This is a genomic window from Glaciihabitans sp. dw_435 (assembly GCF_018449675.1).
In the GTDB taxonomy this organism is placed as follows: Bacteria; Actinomycetota; Actinomycetes; order Actinomycetales; family Microbacteriaceae; genus Glaciihabitans.
In genome coordinates this window covers 342,145-359,759 of the sequence record NZ_JAAVUZ010000003.1, presented here as the reverse complement: position 1 = coordinate 359,759, position 17,615 = coordinate 342,145, and the positions used below count along the sequence as shown (strand labels likewise).

10 protein-coding genes are annotated in these 17,615 nt (G+C 66.3%); 4 read left to right on the top strand and 6 right to left on the bottom strand.

The window, feature by feature from the left end; genetic code table 11:
• Positions 1-145: 145 nt before the first annotated feature.
• Positions 146-2,185, top strand: coding sequence for an alpha/beta fold hydrolase (locus HB677_RS06545; protein ID WP_213814871.1), 2,040 nt, complete (start codon positions 146-148; stop codon positions 2,183-2,185).
• A gap of 22 nt (positions 2,186-2,207) precedes the next feature.
• Here the strand turns inward: HB677_RS06545 and HB677_RS06540 are convergent, their stop codons facing one another.
• Together HB677_RS06540 and HB677_RS06535 are read right to left on the bottom strand one after the other, a co-directional pair.
• Entirely contained in the window at positions 2,208-5,171 is a 2,964-nt protein-coding gene (locus HB677_RS06540; protein ID WP_213814870.1) for an AAA family ATPase, read from the bottom strand.
• On the bottom strand, positions 5,168-6,331 hold the full coding sequence (locus tag HB677_RS06535; protein ID WP_213814869.1) for an exonuclease SbcCD subunit D: 1,164 nt from the start codon (positions 6,329-6,331) through the stop codon (positions 5,168-5,170). Before HB677_RS06535 ends, HB677_RS06540 begins: the two co-directional genes overlap by 4 nt.
• Before the next feature lie 176 nt (positions 6,332-6,507).
• On the opposite strand from HB677_RS06535, the gene HB677_RS06530 reads away from it, so the two are divergent.
• Complete coding sequence (locus HB677_RS06530) at positions 6,508-9,150, top strand: ATP-binding protein (protein ID WP_213814868.1); 2,643 nt, start codon at positions 6,508-6,510, stop codon at positions 9,148-9,150.
• Here HB677_RS06530 and HB677_RS06525 read toward each other — a convergent pair.
• The 3 genes from HB677_RS06525 to HB677_RS06515 all read right to left on the bottom strand — a co-directional run bounded on the left by HB677_RS06525 (position 9,147) and on the right by HB677_RS06515 (position 12,021).
• Positions 9,147-10,190 carry an alpha/beta hydrolase gene (locus HB677_RS06525; protein WP_213814867.1) on the bottom strand — a complete coding sequence of 348 codons (1,044 nt, stop codon included), beginning with the start codon at positions 10,188-10,190 and terminating at the stop codon, positions 9,147-9,149. The two genes, HB677_RS06530 and HB677_RS06525, sit on opposite strands and share 4 nt — an antisense overlap.
• A gap of 100 nt (positions 10,191-10,290) precedes the next feature.
• Positions 10,291-11,310, bottom strand: coding sequence for an LLM class flavin-dependent oxidoreductase (locus HB677_RS06520; protein ID WP_213814866.1), 1,020 nt, complete (start codon positions 11,308-11,310; stop codon positions 10,291-10,293).
• An 87-nt stretch (positions 11,311-11,397) separates the two neighbouring features.
• On the bottom strand, positions 11,398-12,021 hold the full coding sequence (locus HB677_RS06515) for a TetR/AcrR family transcriptional regulator (RefSeq protein ID WP_213814865.1): 624 nt from the start codon (positions 12,019-12,021) through the stop codon (positions 11,398-11,400).
• Positions 12,022-12,132: 111 nt separating this feature from the next.
• Here HB677_RS06515 and HB677_RS06510 point away from each other — a divergent pair, with 111 nt between their 5' ends.
• Together HB677_RS06510 and HB677_RS06505 are read left to right on the top strand one after the other, a co-directional pair.
• Positions 12,133-13,635, top strand: a complete 1,503-nt coding sequence (locus HB677_RS06510) for an MFS transporter (RefSeq protein ID WP_213814864.1) — start codon at positions 12,133-12,135, stop codon at positions 13,633-13,635.
• A 134-nt stretch (positions 13,636-13,769) separates the two neighbouring features.
• Positions 13,770-14,138, top strand: coding sequence for a DUF1801 domain-containing protein (locus HB677_RS06505; RefSeq protein ID WP_213814863.1), 369 nt, complete (start codon positions 13,770-13,772; stop codon positions 14,136-14,138).
• Here HB677_RS06505 and HB677_RS06500 read toward each other — a convergent pair.
• The gene (locus tag HB677_RS06500) at positions 14,135-17,590 is read right to left on the bottom strand and encodes a TM0106 family RecB-like putative nuclease (protein WP_307852499.1); all 3,456 of its coding nucleotides are present in this window, start codon (positions 17,588-17,590) and stop codon (positions 14,135-14,137) included. The genes HB677_RS06505 and HB677_RS06500 overlap by 4 nt on opposite strands.
• Positions 17,591-17,615: the final 25 nt, after the last annotated feature.

The following is a 17,615-nucleotide window of genomic DNA, read 5'->3' as shown; positions in this document are numbered from 1 at the left end:
TGGGGCTGCGAAGCCTCCAATGTACTGGCTGCCCCACCGGGCCGTCACGGGCCGTCGGGCCTGCCATAATGCTTGTCCCCGACGGCGAGCGGGCGTAGGTTTGCGCTCAATACGTGGGCGGTCCCCGTAGAGCGCGGGGGCCGACGTGCGAGACAACGGAGCTGTTGTGCGGTGGACCATCGCTGCCCGGGTTTCTGCCGGAGTGATCGCCATCGCGCTGGTCGCGGCAGTCGCGCCGGCGAGTGATGACCCGCGGGCACAGCTCGCCGTTCCGGTCGCCAGCGTGGTCGCACCGGCGGCGTCCGGGGTGGATCCCGGCACCCGCGCGCGGGCGCTGGGAGCGACGGAGTGTGCGGATGCCTCGGGCGCCCTGTGTGGCGTGCTGCGCGTGCCCCACGACTGGCGGGTGGCCGACACACCCACCCTGCTTCTCGCGTTCAAGTTCTACCGGCACACGCGAGGGTCGACCCCCGCCTCGGCGGCGACGACGCTCTTTCTCGGGCAGGACATCGGTGATCCGATGATCGCCGACGGCGACCCAATTCCCCACCGGATTCTCGGGCGCACGTTCGGTGATCGCGACGTGCTGGTGATCGACCGCCGCGGCAGCGGTCTGTCCGAGGCCATCGACTGCCCTGCCATGCAACACGGCTCGGTCGATATCGCGTCGTCCACCTTCTCGTGCGCACTTCACCTCGGCAATGCCCTCGATGACTACGGCGCCGCCTACAGCGCGCGAGACGCCAACGCCCTGCGCCTCGAACTCGGAATACCGCAGGTCGACATCATCGCCCTCGGGTATGGCGGCATGGACGCCATGGCCTACACCGCTCGGTTCGGTGCCAGCGTACGGTCGGTCGTCTTTGCCTCCAGCATCGGTCCCGCGAGCTTCAACTTTCTGTCGAGCCTGCACGCAGTCTCCGCGTTAACCCGCCGCACCATCATCGGGCTGTGCTCCGGTTCCGCCGAGTGCCGCGACCGGCCGGGATCGCCCCTCGATGACCTCGCGTGGGCCGCCCGATCCGTGACCGAGAACCCCCTCCGCGGCGTCGCGGTGGACGACGAGGGCGAGGCGCGCGATGTAAAGGTGACCCAGGCAACCCTCGTGTACGCATCCCACTTCGAACACGGGCCTGCGCTGCCCGCGTGGCTCGCCGCCGCCGCGTCCGCCTACCGGGCGGGAGATCCCGTGCCGCTGCTGCGGATCGGCGCCGAGGTGCAGGCGCAGAACGCGCGCGGCAGCTCCGGCGCGGCGGAAGTCCACTCGGCCGCGGCCTTCTTCGCCGCCACCTGTGCCGACAATGCGACACCGCCCTGGTCGCCGGGATTGCTGGACTGGGAACGGTCCATCACCGCCGAGCGCGTCGCACGGGGCATCCCTCCCCTCACTCTCTGGCCGTGGTCGATGCGTGCCATGCTCCCCCGCACCGAGCGCGCGTGGGAGACCGAACTGTCGCTCTGCTCGCTGTGGCCGGATGTCCCGGACGCCGAGGTGCCGCTCGAGCCACACACCACGCTTCCCGATGTTCCGGTACTTGCCGTCGTCGGGACCTTTGACGCCGACGCGCCCGCAGAGAACACCATCAGGGATGCCCAGCAATTCCGAAACAGTCACGTGTTGCGGATCGACCAGGTTCCCCACAACGCGGCACAGCTGTCCTGCGGCCCGCTCCGCATCCAACAGTTCATGACCGAACTCGGCGATGTCCAGCCGTGCGCCTGGGCCGTGCACTGGTACGTGCAACCGTCGTTTCCGGTCGCCGCCGCTGACATCAGCACGGACTACCTGACACGGTCATCGAGAGACGAATCCACCACGTTCGACCGCCGGGTCGCCGCATCCGTCTGGCGCACCGTTCTCGACTCCTGGATCCAGACCACCGACCGCGACTTCGGGCGCTACTACGGACTGCGGGGTGGCACGGTCGTCACCACGCAGACGCTGGCCGGATACTCCATGGAATTCGACAACTATCGCTTCGTGGAGGACGTCGCGGTCACCGGGCGCTTACTCGCTCCCTTTGGCTCGGACCCGGTGTCCGTGACCGTGCGAGTCACCGGACCCCGGGGACCGGTGGGGATACTGACGCTGCTCGGACGCCTCGGCACCAACCGGGACGGCGAGATGAGCATCGCGGGAACGCTGGCGGGCCACGTGATTTCTCTGACCACCAGCACCCTGTAGTTCCCGCTTCCACCAGACCTCGCTAGCTCGTCTCGTAGACCTCGTCGATGACGCTGTAACCGTGGGGAGTGACCGAGATCCGCAGGTGAGCGGGGATCTGCTCCTTCATCACGTCCACGTGACTGATCAGCCCGATGGTCCTGCCCCCGGCGCGCAGGCTGTCCAGGGTGCCCATGGCGATGTCGAGGGTATCCGCGTCGAGGGAGCCGAAGCCCTCGTCAACGAACAGGGTGTCGAGGGTGAGTCCACCAGTCTGGTTGGTCACGACTTCGGCGAGCCCGAGTGCGAGGGCAAGGGATGCCAGGAAGGTTTCTCCTCCGGACAGCGAATGGGTGGGCCGCGCCCGCCCGGTGTGTTCGTCGCGGATGGCGAGACCGAGTCCCGAGCTGGACTTGCGGTATTGGAGTCCGTCATCGTGCTCGAGTGCGTACCGCCCGCTGGTCATCGTGTGAAGCCGGGCATTAGCCGCGGCAACGATGTCTTCCAGCTGAGCCGCGAGAACGAAGGTCTCGAGGTTCATCCGCTTCGTGTTGGGATCTTTGCCCTGCACGGCATTTGCGAGAGCGTCGAGTTGGGCGAACTCGTCCCGTCGGGCACCGGACAGCGCAATGTGATTCGTCGCGGTGATGACGAGCTGTGTGAGCTGATCGAGGCGCTCCCGCACGGTGCTGCGGGCTCCGACGGCGGCATCGCGTTCGCGAGCACGCGCTTCGCGCGCCTCTCGAGCTGACTCCACCTGGGAATCGTCGACGGGGTCGGTCACATCGGCGGTGTCATCGATGGTGGTTCGCACTGTGGTCATTGCGTGTTCGTGCGCACGAATGCGGTTGTCGATGGCGGTGACGTCCGCGTCCGAGAGCCGCGCCACCATTGCTTCGTTGACGTCGGCGAACCCCTGGGTCACACACTGCAACTCGAGCGCAGAGAGGGCATGGGCGTGGGCGTCACGGCGGGCGTCGTGGGTCGCAATTGCCTCCCGAACCTCCCGGGCGGCATTACGGTGGGCGCTCAGCGCAGAGACGCGTTCCGCGACGCTGCCAAATCCATCGCTGTGCTTCTTCTGCCGAGCTTCGATGGCATTTCGCGTGGACCGTTGTTCGGCGACCCGCACGGCGAGAGTCTCCAGTTGTGCCCGGAGGTCGTCCATGGTGATGGTGGCGCGATCGCGTTCGGACAGCAGCTTGTCGCGGTCACGCTCGAGACGGCGCACCTCCGCTGCCGCCGCGATCGCGCCCGAGGTGGCCTCCCGGGCGGAGTCCAACGCGTCGTGGAGTTCGGTTGCCGAGCGACCACCGGTGCGGGCGCGGGCGTCTGCGAGCGTGGTGGCAATCTCTGTCGCCGCCTCGGCCGCCTCTCTGGCGCTCCGCCATTGCCGGTCTACGTCGACGCGGGCGGCTGCGATGTCTGCTTCCGTGACGGGTTCGACGTCGGCTACCGCCGGAGCGGGATGGGACAGGGACCCGCAGACCGCACACGCCACTCCATCGACCAGAGCGACGGCCAGCTCTGCGGCGTGACCGGAAAGCCTCCGTTCCAACAACGAATCGAGCCGACCAGCAGCTGCGAGATGCGCTCCGCTTGCCGCTTTCTCGGACACGCGAGCAGCGGCCAGACGCGTGTCGAGCGCTGCCGCGTCATCCGCCGCCGCCAGTGCCGCGGCGACCCGAGTCGTGCGCTCTTCGGCCTCGGACAGCCGGGAGGACGCGATTGTCGCGGTGGTGATCTGCTCCGTCAACGCCCTGAGTGCCTCAGGAATGAGTTGGCTGAGTTCGCGGGCGGTCTCCAGGGACGTGGTCGCCCTCAGGACATCCGCTTCGCTGCGTTCAAGGTCGGCGACGATCCCGGGAAGTCGCTTTTCATCGTCGAGCGTCTCCGCGAGGGTTCCCAGGAGGGACGTCAGCGCATCCGCGACAGTCGTAACCTGATCGGCATCGATCACGTCGGACTTGGCGTCATATTCGGAATACGCGAGTCGGGCAGCTACCTCGGCTGCGGCGGCGGAGTCCCGGTGACGCGCCGCCGTTTCGAGCGCGCCGACCAGGGGCCAGACAGGAGCCGCCCGGTGGGCCGCGGCGAGAGCACGGCGGTCACCCTCGATCTGGCGGTGGTTCTCTTCCAGCATCGCGAGCTCACGCAGGGCGACGACGCGGCGCTGATGTTGCTTCTGCGCCTCGAGGATCGCGCGGAATGCGGCATCCGCTTCATCGAAGGCGGCACCGGCGGCCGACGCCTGCGCATCGGCGGCATCACCGCGCGCCGTGAGACTTGCGAACTGCGCCTGGAACCAATCCGTGTCGGGGTGCGACGGGACCTCGTCGGTTCCCATCAGCGCGGCCACGTCGTGCGCGCGTTGGGCGAGGGCGTCCGTGGACGCTGCGAGTTCGGCGGCCATGATCTTGCGACGCTCGTCGAGCGTCGCCTCGACCTGCTCGAAGCGTCGCGTGCCAAACAGGGTGCGCAGCACCGCCTGCCGGTCGTCATTCTTTGACTGGAGGAAGGTCTGGAACCGGTTTTGCGCGAGCAGGATCACCTGGAGGAACTGGTCTTTGGTCAGCGTCAGGATTTCGGCCAGCTCACGGCCGACATCGACCGGGCGTGCGCCGATGCCCTGCCACGTGTCGCCGTTGCGGCGCTCGAGAGCCGCCTCGTGCGCCTTCCGGGTGACACCGAGGCCGTTCTTCTTCGGACGGTCGTAATCGGGTGAGCGACGCACGCGGTACTCGTCGGCGCCGACGGCGAACTCGAGTTCGACGTACGTCGGGTCATCGGGCTCGCAGTAGTCGCTTCGCAGCTGGGGCTGCGTGCCCTCGTATCGCGCAACGCTGCCGTACAGAGCAAACGTGATGGCGTCGAGAATGCTCGACTTGCCGGCCCCCGTCTTGCCGGTGATGAGGAAGATGCCGTCGGCGTCGAACCGCTGGAAGTCGACGAGCTGTTCGTCTTTGTAGGGTCCGAACCCCGCGATGCGCAGACTCAGAATTTTCATTCGGATGCCTCCTTCACGCGTTGCTCGGCGAACACATCGTTCACGATGTCGGTCTCAAATTCTGAGGGTCCGACGCCATTGCGGACGTGCTCGAGGAATCCCGCGACGATCTCACGGTCCGTCTTCTGTTTGACGCGCTCTCCGTAGGTGGTTGCCGAGGACTCGACAACGACGGAGGGGCGATGCTCGAGCATTGCGCAAAATGGAAAGCGCCGCTGCAGCCTGCGCATGGCGTCGACCGGGCGCACACGGTCGGTGAGGATGGCGCATACCCAGTCGCTCTCGGCCGACGCATAGGTGGCGTCGGACAGCAGCGCTTCGAGGTCGTCGGTCAGGACGCTGAGCCGTCTCGGTACGGGGAAATCGATCCAGGTGACCTCGTCCAATCCGCCCGCGTCGAGGGTCACGAGCCATCCCCCGCGAGGCTTGGCGGCCTCACCGAATGAATAGTGCAACGGAGCCCCGGAGTACCGGACACGCTCGGTGATGGTGGTGCGTCCGTGGATGTGGCCGAGGGCGACATAGTCAGGCCCGTCGAATGCGGCGGCGGGAACGAGATTTAGCCCGCCCGCCGTGATGTCTCGTTCGACATCCGTGGCCTCAGAACTGGCGGCGACGTCGGAGACAAAACAGTGCGACAGAACAACGGACCGTGCGTCGCTGCGTGCAATGTCGGCACGGATACCGTCCATGGCGAAGGTCAGCACCTGTTCATGAGTTTTGAGTTCGTGCGATGGGTAGTGGTGTCGGATGAGGGATGGCTCGAGGTACGGGATCCCGTAGAAATTGACCGGCCCGTACTCGTCCTCGATGATGATCGGTCGCAGGTACTGGTCGAAGCCTGTGATGACGTGGATGCCGGCGAGCCCCGCCCATTCGGACTGGAAACCGAGACGGGTGGCGGAATCGTGGTTGCCGCTCGTCATGACGACGGATGCCCCCGCGGCCTTGATGTCACGCAGGACTGTCGACAGCACGGTGAAATTCTCGGCGGATGGCATGGAGGAATCGAAGATGTCACCGGACACGACGACCACGTCGACGTCGTTCTGCTTCACGATCTCGACCATTGCGCCGAACACCTGGCGGAGGTGGTCGAGGGTCGACTGACCGTGGAACGTTCGACCGATGTGCCAGTCAGACGTGTGGAGAATCTTCATGTCTGAACGGTAACTCGCACCTCCGACGCTGCCGGCGAGAAGCGCCGCTGAGTGGGGATAACCGCCCAACAATGAGCCAACGGGTTGCTTTCGACCCAGCACGCGAAAGATGTTCGGCGCCGCTGGTACGATCAGACACGCACACCAGTGCTGTAGCTGCAATCAGGGGATCACGCATGCCAGCACTTCAACGTTTCATCAGCACTGTCTCCGAGGGTGTGCGCGGCAGTCTGCTGGTATTCGTGCAGATTCCGATGCTCATCGGCGTGGGATATGTCGTCGTCATTTCCAGCCAGCTCGTGCTGTACGGCCAGTACTCGGACGTCGTTGATCTGGGGATCGCGCTGGCCCTCGTGTCGATCGCGGCGGCATTCGTACCGTGGCACCGCATTGACGCCCGGTGGCAGATCACCCTGGCCGTCGCGGATGTGGTGATCATCGCGCTGCTGCGAGGCATCCTCTTCCAGCAGCTCACGGGTCTGAACGTGCTCGTGTTGATCCCCGTCATCTGGCTGGCGTTTTCGTTTCGTGCGCCTGCCGTTGTGCTCGCGGCGGTCGCCACCTTTGTGGTCGCGTTTTACCCCTTTCTTCAGGTTGGCAACTGGCCCGCGTCATCGGCCAGCTGGGGTGCGGCTTTTCTGTTCCCCGTCACGCTCACGGCAGTGGCCATCGCGGTACAAATCGTCGCGTCGCGCGGCCGCCGTCAGCGCATTGACCTGCTGAACGCAAACGAAGAGTTGCGGGTGGCCCTCGCCCAGGGCGTTGAGAGCACTGAAGCGCTCCGGCTCTCTGTCGCGGAGGGCATCGAGGGCGCCGAGAAACTTCGCGTCGCGGTTGCCCGTGGGATCGCCGGCGCCGAGCGACTGCGGGTGTCGGTCGCCCAGGGCGTGGACAACCGGGAGCGGTTGCGCGTCTCGATGGCCGAGGGAGTCGACGGCGCCGAGGCTCTCCGCGTGTCGGTCGCCGAGGGTGTCGATAGCGCCGAGGCACTGCGGGTCTCGGTCGCGGAGGGTGTCGACGACCGGGAACGGCTGCGGGTGTCTGTCGCCGAGGGCGTCGATGACCGGGAACGGTTGCGCGTGTCCGTGGCGCTGGGGCTTGAGGGAGCTGAGGCCCTGCGTGTGTCCGTCGCCGAAGGCATCGAGGGTGCCGAGGCGCTCCGTGTTTCGGTGGCCGAGGGTCTCGAGGGTGCCGAGGCGCTCCGGGTGTCCGTGGCCGAGGGTATCGAGGGCGCTGAAGCGCTGCGGGTGTCCGTTGCCGAGGGCGTGGATGACAGGGAACGACTGCGGGTATCGGTTGCCGAGGGTCTGGACGGTGCCGAGGCGCTCCGGGTGTCCGTCGCGGAAGGTGCCGACAGCGCTGAAGCGCTTCGAGTCTCCGTTGCCGAGGGAATCGTGGGTGCCGAGGCCCTCCGGGTCTCGGTCGCGGAAGGAATCGAAGGCGCTGAAGCTTTGCGGGTGTCTGTGGCCGAGGGCGTGGATGACCGGGAGAAGCTCCGGGTATCTGTCGCCGAGGGCGTCGACGACAAGGAAAAACTGCGCGTCTCGCTGGCCGAGGGCATCGAGGGGGCTGAGGCACTTCGGGTGTCCGTGGCCGAGGGTGTCGAGGGCGCCGAAGCCTTGCGGCAGTCCGTCGCACGCGGTCTCGTCGGCGCCGAGGCGCTGCGCGTGTCGGTTGCCGAGGGCATCTTCAGCTCCGAGGCCCTGCGGGTGTCGGTTGCATCGGGCCTGGACGCGGCATCCACTGCCCTCGCGGTTGTTGACACCGTCGACGCGGGCATCACGTTCTATGATCCCGACGGCGTCATCCTGCTGACAAACGACACCGCGCGGGCGCTTGCGGTGTCGGGAAACCCCACTCCGTCGCATCCATCCCAGGCTCCGCTTGTCTTCGAAGACGACCGCATCACGCCCATCGCCGCGATCGACCAGGTCTTTCAGCGGGCTGCACGCGGAGAACTCGTGTCGCGCCGCTCGTACTGGGTCGGCGTTGGCAAGGAGCAGCGGGCGATGATGGCTACGTCTCAGTACGTCCGCCGGGCCTCCGGAGAACTCATCGGGACGGTGGTCGCGACCCACGACGTGACTCCCCTTGCCGAGGCGATCCGGTCTCGCGACCAGTTCCTCACCACGGTCAGCCACGACCTGCGGACGCCGCTGACATCGGTAATCGGGTACCTCGAACTCATTGAGGACACGATCGACATTGCTGTCACCGGTATCGACCACGAGTTCGGTGTGGTGCAGCGCAACTCGAAGCGTCTCCTCGAGCTCATCAATGACCTGCTGACCACCGCAGAAGGGCAGGCATCGCTCGAACGTCGCCCGTTCAACATCGCGGAGCTTGCCGACCACTCCCTCAACGCCATTCGTCCTGGGGCTGCCGCCGTGGGCATCACCGTGCGCGTACCGATTCTGCCGTCGATCATGGCGGAAGTGGATGCCAGTCGCATCGGTGATGTGCTCGACAAACTGCTCTCCAACGCGGTCAAATTCAACAAACCCGGTGGCGAGGTGACCCTGACAGCCGTGACCGTGGGCGATGAAGTCGTCATCCGCATCAGCGACACCGGCACCGGGATCAACGCGGAAGACCAGACCCACATCTTCGAGCGGTTCTTCCGTAGTCCGTCCGCCCGTTTCGGCGAAATCGCCGGCACTGGCCTCGGGCTGTCGACCGCGAAGATCATCGTCGACGCCCACCGTGGATCGCTGTCCGTGGAAAGCACGGTCGGACAGGGAACGACGATGGAGCTGCGTCTGCCGCTACGGGTGGCAGGCACCACGCGGGCGAAGCCGGCGGCAACCTCGATCTTCTAGGCGACGACGGGAACGGCGGTCTTCTCGTCGAGGAATGCGACAGTCGTTTCGAACGCGTCTCGGGAATCCGCGAAGTCCAGATGGAACTGGTACTCGTGCGGCAGATTGCGTTCGTATGCCTTTGCCCAGAACAGCTCGGTGACGTCCACTCCGAGCTCCGTCAGCCGTCGCGCCATCGGCTGCGATTGCGACGACGTGAGGAGGTCGGCATTGCCTCCGGAGATGAACGTGGGAGGGAAGTGCTCCGTCACGTGTGTGATGGTCGACATGGCCTGGGCCTCGGGCGTCGGTTCCCAGTCCTTGACGCCCAGGTACGCCCACAACGATGCCCGGAAACCCCAGTTGAGAATTCCCGGCATCTCGGCCACGGCGTCGAGGTCGAAAATTCCGCAGTGCAGCACGGTGGCGGCCACCTGCTCGGGCGCGACGCGGGGGTACAGCTTCACCGCGCGGGCATAGTCGGGTGAGGTGATCGCGGTGGCGAGCTGGCTCGCCAGCTGTGCGCCCGCGGAATCCCCGGCGAGGATGAGACGCGTGGGGTCGATGCGCAGCTCGGCGGCGTGATCAACGAAGTAGCCGAGCGCGGCATTGAGCTCAACGAGTGTTGCGGGATACCGATGCTCGGGCGCGAGCGGATAGTCAACACCGATGACCGTGTATCCGCGCCCGGCGAGCTTCCGCAGGTAGGGCCGGAGGTCGTTCTTATTGCCCGACAGCCACGATCCTCCGTGGATCCATACGATGGTGGCGAGCGGTTCCTGCCCTCCGGTGGGAGTGAAAACGTCAAAGTGCGTGTTCGGCCGGCCCCCGCCGTAGCTCAGGTTCAGCCCCGCGTCGATGCCCGAGGTGGGCGCGTAAGGCTCCATTTCCCGGCTGGTGGCCTGCGCCCCGCGCGTGAAAACTCCACGAATGGCCATGGCCGACGCCCACGGGCTGCTGAGCGCGAAGGCCGCCGCACCGGCGGCGCCGAGGATGCCGATCGTTCCGGCCACTCCGCGGCCCGTCGTGACAAATTTGAGAGTTTTTTCGTTGGATGCCATGACGAAACCCTAGCCAGCGCGCCCTCCTAAATCTCTGGTACCGCCGAGACTCCCCGGAACCCGTCAGGGTGGGGCGGATGACCCACCCCACCCCATCTCGCTAGCGCCAGCCGATCTGCGGGGCGATCAGCGTCACGACGCTCTCCAGCAGATGCGCGTTGTAATCGACGCCAAGCTGATTGGGCACGGTGATGAGCAGGGTGTCCGCTTCCGCGATCGCCGCGTCGTTCGCCAACTCCTCGGCGAGCTTGTCGGGCTCCCCCACGTACGTCTTGCCAAAGCGCGCGAGTCCACCGTCCAGATGACCCACCTGATCCTTGCTCTCGACCTGCCCCTTAAGCCCAAAGTAGTAGCGGTCCTGATCGTTCACGATCGGAAGGATGCTCCGGCTCACGGATACCCGCGGCTTCGTCGCCCAACCAGCCTCCGCCCACGCTTCGCGATAGATGCGGATCTGTTCGGCCTGCAGTTCGTCGAACGGCACACCGGTGTCTTCGGTCAGGAGTGTCGAGCTCATGAGGTTCATGCCCTGCTCCCCCGCCCACTTCGCGGTCTGACGCGAGCCGGAACCCCACCAGATGCGGTCGGCCAGCCCCGGGGACTGCGGTTCGATGGACAGCAGTCCCGCCTCGCGCGACATCTGCGGGTTCGCGCGCACAACGCCGGCACCCTCGATCGCCGCGCGGAAGATCTCAGTCTTCGCGCGCGCGTCATCCGCGTCGCTGCGTCCCTCCCCGGGAACGTAGCCGAAGGATTCGTACCCGCGCAGTGCGGTCTCGGGTGATCCCCGGCTGATGCCGAGCTGCAGTCGCCCGTCGCTGATGAGGTCGGCCGCGGCGGCTTCCTCGGCCATGTACAGGGGGTTTTCGTAGCGCATGTCGATGATGCCGGTGCCGAGTTCGATGGTGCTCGTCCGGGCGGCCATGGCGGCCAGTAGCGGGAACGGCGACGCCAACTGCGTAGCGAAGTGATGCACGCGCACATACGCGCCATCCACGCCGATCTCCTCCGCGGCGACAGCGAGCTCGATGCTCTGCATGAGCGCGTCGCGGGCGGAGCGGACGAGCGAGCCCTCCACCGCCTGGTAGTGACCGAAGGATAGGAACCCGATGTTCTTCATAGTGACCACAGCGTTCGGGACTCGCCGGCTATTCCGCGTTTCGGAAAATTAGATGCATTTGTATGGATGCCTCGGGCTGTGTCTGTCTCAGCGCAGGAGTGCCGAGAACAGATCTCGAATTGGACCAGCCAGGTCATCCCTGCTCGCGGACGACAGCGGCTCGAGGCCGCTCGTCGATCGCAGGAGCGTAATCCCGAGCGATGCGCAGATGGCAACCTCGGCCCGGAGCAGCAGCGCGTCCCCATCCACCGCGTCGGGGGTCCACCCGGCGAGGGCAGCCATGCGTTCCGCGAAGTTGCGGAGGGTTCGCCGGCGGATCGCGTCTGCCCGTTCGTCGCCCGAGGTGCGCAGCAGGAGCATCATGTGGAACGAGTCCTCGCTCCCGTGTTCGACAGTGACCCGATCGACGACTACCTGCACGGCACGGTCCAGGGACGGGACCGTCGGTTGGTCGAACTGCTCTGCGGCATGCGCGAGGCACGCCTCGAACAGCCCCTCCTTCGACTCAAAGTAACGGTTGATGAGGGCGACGTTGACCCCGGCATCGCGGGCAATATCGCGCACGGTTGTCGAGCCGTAGCCCTCGAGCGCGAAACGACGCCGCGCGGACTGCAGAAGCAGGCTTCGCGTTGCATCGGCATCGCGGCCCCGCGGCGCCCTGCTGGAGTGGTCCTGGTCATCGTCGATGATGGCCGGAGTGCCGTTTGTCATGAAAATCCTTCTGTTCCCCACCACCATACAGTCCAGAACGAAGATGTAAACGATAGTTGACTTGGTGCTACATTTACATGTCAGCACTTGTTTACAAACTCTCGGAGACTCATGACCCAGATCGTTGGGGAACCCACCACGGGCTCTCTTCCCCAGATTTCCCCGCACAAGCCGAATACCACCCTGCTTGTCATTTACCTGGCCCTCGCCGGTCTCTCGTTCGCGGTGCTCCAGTCTCTGGTTGCCCCCGCTTTGTCAACGATTGCGACGGATCTCGACGTCTCGACGTCGGCCGTGAGCTGGATCATCACGGCGTACCTGCTGTCCGCGTCCGTGCTGACACCGATCTTTGCGAAGCTCGGTGATATGCAGGGCAAGCGACGCATCCTCATCGTGGTCGTCAGCCTCCTGCTGGTGGGCACGATCATCGCGGCTCTCGCGACGAGCCTGCCGGTCATGATCATCGGACGCATCTTCCAGGGTGCGGCCGGAGCGGTGCTGCCGCTGTCCATCGGCATCGTCCGGGACGAACTACCCAAAGACAAGGTCAGTGTCACCATCGGAATCCTGTCGGGAATCTTCGGCATCGGAGCGGGCGTCGGAATCGTCGCCGCCGGTCCGATCGTGGAGAACCTCGACTACCACTTCCTGTTCTGGATCCCGATGGTGCTCATCGTGATCGCCCTCATCGGCATCATTTTCGGCATGAAGGAATCCCCCATCAAGACGCCGGGACGCCTCGACTACCTCGGAACCGTGGTTCTCACGGTCGCCCTGCTGTCGCTGCTTCTGGCCATCAGTGAGGGAGAGACCTGGGGCTGGGGCGACGGCAAGACCATCGGACTGATCATTCTCGGCGTGGTTGCCCTCGTCGCCTTCGTGCTCGTCGAGCTGCGCGTGTCCTCGCCCCTCATCGACGTTCGCCTGTTCAAGATCCGTGGCGTGTGGACGGCCCACGTCATCGCCCTGGTATTCGGTTTCGCCATGTACGGCACCTTTGTACTCATGCCGACCCTTCTGCAGCTGCCGTCCTTCACTGGCTACGGCTTCGGCAAGACAGCGTCGGAGTCTGGCCTGTACCTCCTCCCCACCGTGATCATGCTCGTGATCGTGTCCGCGTTGTCCGGCGCCGTCGTGCGTCGGTACGGCCCGAAGCCGTCACTGGTCATCGGTGGAGTGCTGCTGACCGCGGCGTACGTGCTGCCGGGCATCTCGCACTCCAGCATCTGGATGGTTCTGGCATCCGGAATCCTCACCGGTGCGGGCATCGGCTTCGGTCTCGCGGCCGCGTCCAACGCGATCATCGAGAGCGTTCCCGCCCTGCAGACGGGTGAGGCGATCAGTGCGAACACCATCGCACGCACGATCGGTTCCAGCATCGGCACCGCGGTTATAGCGGCTGTCATTTCCTCCAAGACAACCGCGTTCGCACTTCCGACGGGAACGATCAACCTTCCCGCCGACAGCGTGTTCAACACCGTCTTCTGGGTGTGCGCCGCGGTCAGTGTCGTCGCCATCATCGTGGCCCTGCTGGCTCCGTCGATGAGCAAGCGCCGCGAGCAGGCTCTCGCTCTCGGCGTCACTGACCTCGACGGCGTCGTCACCGAGAAGTAGCGGGCTCACCCGACCGCAGTGCACTCACGGCACCGCCAGCACAACACAGAGGCACCGGCCAACAGGTCGGTGCCTCTGGTGTTGTACCGCAAGTTTCTCTGGGCTATCGGCCGCGAACGCCGTAGGGTCGCCGCATGGCCAAACCCGTGGACGTGTCCGGCACCCTCGATGAGCTCGACCATCCGCTCCGGGCGGATATCGATGAGGTGAGAGCCCTCGTCATGGGCATCAATCCCGACATTTCCGAGCAGTGGAAGTGGAACGCCCCGACCTTCAGCTACGGCGGCGACTACCTCTTCACGTTCCACCTGCGCCCGACCGACTATCTCCACCTCGTCGTTCATCATCCCGATGCGCCGTCGGTCGCGAGCGAGCTGCTGGAGGGGGACTACAAGGACGGACGGCGGATGATCTTCCTCCGCGGTCACGACGATGTGCAGGCACGACGTGACGAACTCGAGCGGGTCATCCGTGAGCTCGTGCGCCGCACGCGGGAGCGTTAGTCCTCCTCGGGCTCCACGAGCCGGATGAAGGCGCTCAGCTGCGCGATGGTGCGGGCGTTGGTGGGCAGGTATTCGGTGAGCGCCGGCGAGTAGACCAGATAGGCGGCCCACTGGGCCCGCGAAATGGCGACGTTCAACCGGTTGGCGAGCAACAGGAACTCGAGGCCCCGGGGCACTTCGTCCGCCGAGGACGCCGCGAGCGAGACGATCGCCACCGCCGCTTCGCGGCCCTGGAACTTGTCCACGGTCCCGACCGAGACGGCGCGCAGTCCGGCTTCCGCCAGACGCACCCGGAGCAGCTCGACCTGGGCGTTGTACGGCGCGACCACGATGAGGTCGTCCTCCGTCGTGAGCCGGGTCTCCCCCTTGTCCGTCCATTCCCGCCCGAGAAGCGCGTGGGCGATCTCGACGACACGCTCCGCCTCCTGCTCCGACGAGGTGGAGTTCAGCCGGTGATCGACCGGGACGGGGTGCAGGCCCGGAACGATCCCCTCCAGCAGGCGGTCCCCCGCCCGCGACTCGAGCTTTCCCTCGTACGACAGCAGCGATACCGGGCGGCAGACCGCCGGGTGCATCCGCCAACTCTTGGCCAGGAAATACCCGAACTCGGGCGGGAGCACGTCGTGGCCCTCCGAGAGCCAGCCGAGCGCAGAGACATCCACCGGTTCTGGATGCGAACCCTGGCTTACCTGGGGCAGCTGCTGCGGGTCGCCGAGCAATAACAGGCGCTGTGCCGCAACGGCAGCGGCAATCGTGCTCGCGAGCGAGTACTGGCCCGCCTCGTCGATGACGAGCAGATCGAGGGACCCGGGATCGATGCGGGTAGCGCTGCTGAAGTCCCATGCCGTTCCGCCGAGCACGAGGCCGCCGGACTGCGCCATGAACTCGCCGAAGGAGGACGCCTTGTCGGTGAGGGCTGTCCAGACGGTGTCGCGGGTCTCCTCCCCCTTGCGCACGCGTTTGCCCACGCGGGCGGGATCGAGTTTCGCTTTCTCCACGACGGCGCTCAGCATGTTCTCGACGGTGGCGTGGGACTGGGCGACCACGCCGATGCGCCAGCCGTGCTTCTCGACGAGCTCGGCGATGACGTGGGATCCGATGTGGGTCTTGCCCGTGCCGGGAGGTCCCTGCACCGCCAGATACGACCTGTCGATCGCCGTGAGGTCGGCGACGATGGACTCGACCGATACCGCGGCGTTGTCCCCGGGGGTCGTCCGTCCGCGCGGCGGCTGCCGACGCAGGATGTCGAGGGCGGCGTCGGGCAGCATCTGCGGAAGGGCGTCGAGTACGCGCTGACCCCACCCGGCGATCGCCTCGACCTGGGCGCCGGGTGGTGGCGGCTTGCCCGGGGCGAAGGCCATGGGAACCTCGTCGTACGCGTCGGTGTTGCTGCTGAGCTTCTCGGTGACGTAGTACGCGCCATCGGCGACGTCGGTGATCTCCGCGCGGTCGTGGGCGTACCGGGTGCCGGGTTCCCGGGGCTTTTCGTAGTCGCCGCCCGCAAAGGTCTCGTCGTACAGCAGGTAGGGCTTGTGCCCGATCTTGAGGGAACTGCCGGGCGCGACATCCCCCTCGATCCTTAGGACGCGGGACTCATTGCGGTCCCGGCCAACCTTGCTCCAGTCGCGGTCGATGGCGACATCGGTGACGACGAGCACGTCCCGCGTGTCCGCCCACTCATCGACGGGGTTGCGCAGTCGGTCGAAGTGCTCCTGCCAGAACTTCTTGCCCTCCCGGCGGTGGTAGTCGATCGCCGCGGAGGCAAGCGCGATGGCCGTCTGGTCGGCCGTGCGCTCCCCCGGGGGAACATCGGCGGTGTGTGCGGCGAGGGCGAGGTACACGGGGCTGGGTTCGCGGGCTCCCGGGATCTCGAGCTCGAGGTCGCGCGGGGCCGCGAGGCTTTCCCCGAACTCGGCGGAGCGCGCCAGCAGCCAGTCACGCAGGCGAAGCGTCGACACGCAGTCGTATTCGTTGTACTCGGCGATGGCATCGAGCTTCGCCTGGCCGTCGGATGGATGACCCTCGGCGATGAGTTGGCGCGCGTCGGCGTACTCGGTGATGGAGTCGGCCGCGTTGTCCACGCCGACCCGGTGCTCGGCGCCCATGTACAGCGGTTCCAGCTTCTTGATGGAGTAGCTGCGCGACCCGACCCGGAGGCTCTTCTTGACCACCGGGTAGAGGTCGACGAGCACGTTATCGCGCAGCAGGTCGTCCACCTCGTTCTCGCACACCCCGTGGCGGGCGGCGAGCGAGAGCAGATGGGTGCGCTCGTACGAGGCGTAGTGGTAGATGTGCATCGCCGGGAATGTGCGCCTGCGGTCCCCCACGTACGCCATGAAGTCGATGAGGGCCTGGCGTTCCTCGGCATAGCTGTGCGCCCAGAACGGGCGGAACGTGCCGTCGTTCTCGATCAGTCCGAACAGGTAGTCGAGTCCCCACTCCGGTCCGTCGTCCTCGCTGTACAGCGGGTCTCCCTCGAAGTCGAAGAAGATGTCGCCGGCGTTGGGCTCGGGGATGGCACGGAGCGCCGAGGGATTGAACACGTCGTAGGCGGGAGCCGAGCCCGGGATGGTGCGGACCTGCAGGGCCGCCTGCGCGCGGAGACCTGCGAGCGTGGCATCCGCCATTCCGTCCACCGGTCCGGTCGACGCGGCCAGCTGATCGACGGAGGCAATGCCGGCGTCGGCGAGACGCTTGCGCTGGGTGAGCCTCATTCCCGCGACGAGCAGCACGTCGCGGTGCAGCTCGATCTGCTCGGCGCAGGCGGAGCATCGTCCACAGGCGGCGTAGCGCGGGTCGCCCCACTCGGTCGCCGTCGGCGAGGCGACACGCGCATCGATGAGCCGCTGTAGGCGCGCGCGTCGCTTGCGGTAGACGGGAAGGATGTCGCGAACGCGGTGGGTGCTCAGTCGAAGATCACCCAGGATCAGGTGAACCTCGTCGCCGATCGGGATACCGAGGCGCTGCAGCTGGTCGCTGTACGCGGCAAGCTGCAGCAGCGCGGTGATCTTCTCGTGGCGCGCGAGCTTGGTGTCGTACACCTCGTACACGCCGGCGTCGTTGAGCTGGATGAAGTCTGCGAAGCCCAGAAAACGACCGTCGAAAAAGGTGGCCTGGAAGAGGACATCGGCGCGGGCGATAAAGGCCGCCTCGGTAGCGGATGCCGCGGCGACGAGCTCCTCGAGTGCGATGCCCGGCCGGGGAAACTCCACGACGCTCCGGGTGCGCCGCAGCTCTTCGAGCACGCGCAGCTCGTGGGCGTCGCCCAGCTTGCCGGCGCGGGCGAGCATGGCGTCGGGCTCGTCGACGAACGCGGGGATGCGCCCCAGCTTGCCGTCGAGTTTGCGCATGAGCGCCCACTCGCAGGTGGCAGCCATCGTCAGGTCGCTGGCGCTGTACACGACGGTCGGGAGTGTCGAGGCGCCCGTGGTGCTGGTGTCGAGCAGGAACACGCGCGGCCTCCGTTCGGATCGGGTT

Bases quoted from the DNA above. Each gene is read 5' to 3' on its own strand.
- HB677_RS06540 (WP_213814870.1), bottom strand. From the start codon at position 5,171: ATGAAAATTCTGAGTCTGCGCATCGCGGGGTTCGGACCCTACAAAGAC.
- HB677_RS06535 (WP_213814869.1), bottom strand. From the start codon at position 6,331: ATGAAGATTCTCCACACGTCTGACTGGCACATCGGTCGAACGTTCCAC.
- HB677_RS06530 (WP_213814868.1), top strand. From the start codon at position 6,508: ATGCCAGCACTTCAACGTTTCATCAGCACTGTCTCCGAGGGTGTGCGC.
- HB677_RS06525 (WP_213814867.1), bottom strand. From the start codon at position 10,190: ATGGCATCCAACGAAAAAACTCTCAAATTTGTCACGACGGGCCGCGGA.
- HB677_RS06520 (WP_213814866.1), bottom strand. From the start codon at position 11,310: ATGAAGAACATCGGGTTCCTATCCTTCGGTCACTACCAGGCGGTGGAG.
- HB677_RS06515 (WP_213814865.1), bottom strand. From the start codon at position 12,021: ATGACAAACGGCACTCCGGCCATCATCGACGATGACCAGGACCACTCC.
- HB677_RS06510 (WP_213814864.1), top strand. From the start codon at position 12,133: ATGACCCAGATCGTTGGGGAACCCACCACGGGCTCTCTTCCCCAGATT.
- HB677_RS06505 (WP_213814863.1), top strand. From the start codon at position 13,770: ATGGCCAAACCCGTGGACGTGTCCGGCACCCTCGATGAGCTCGACCAT.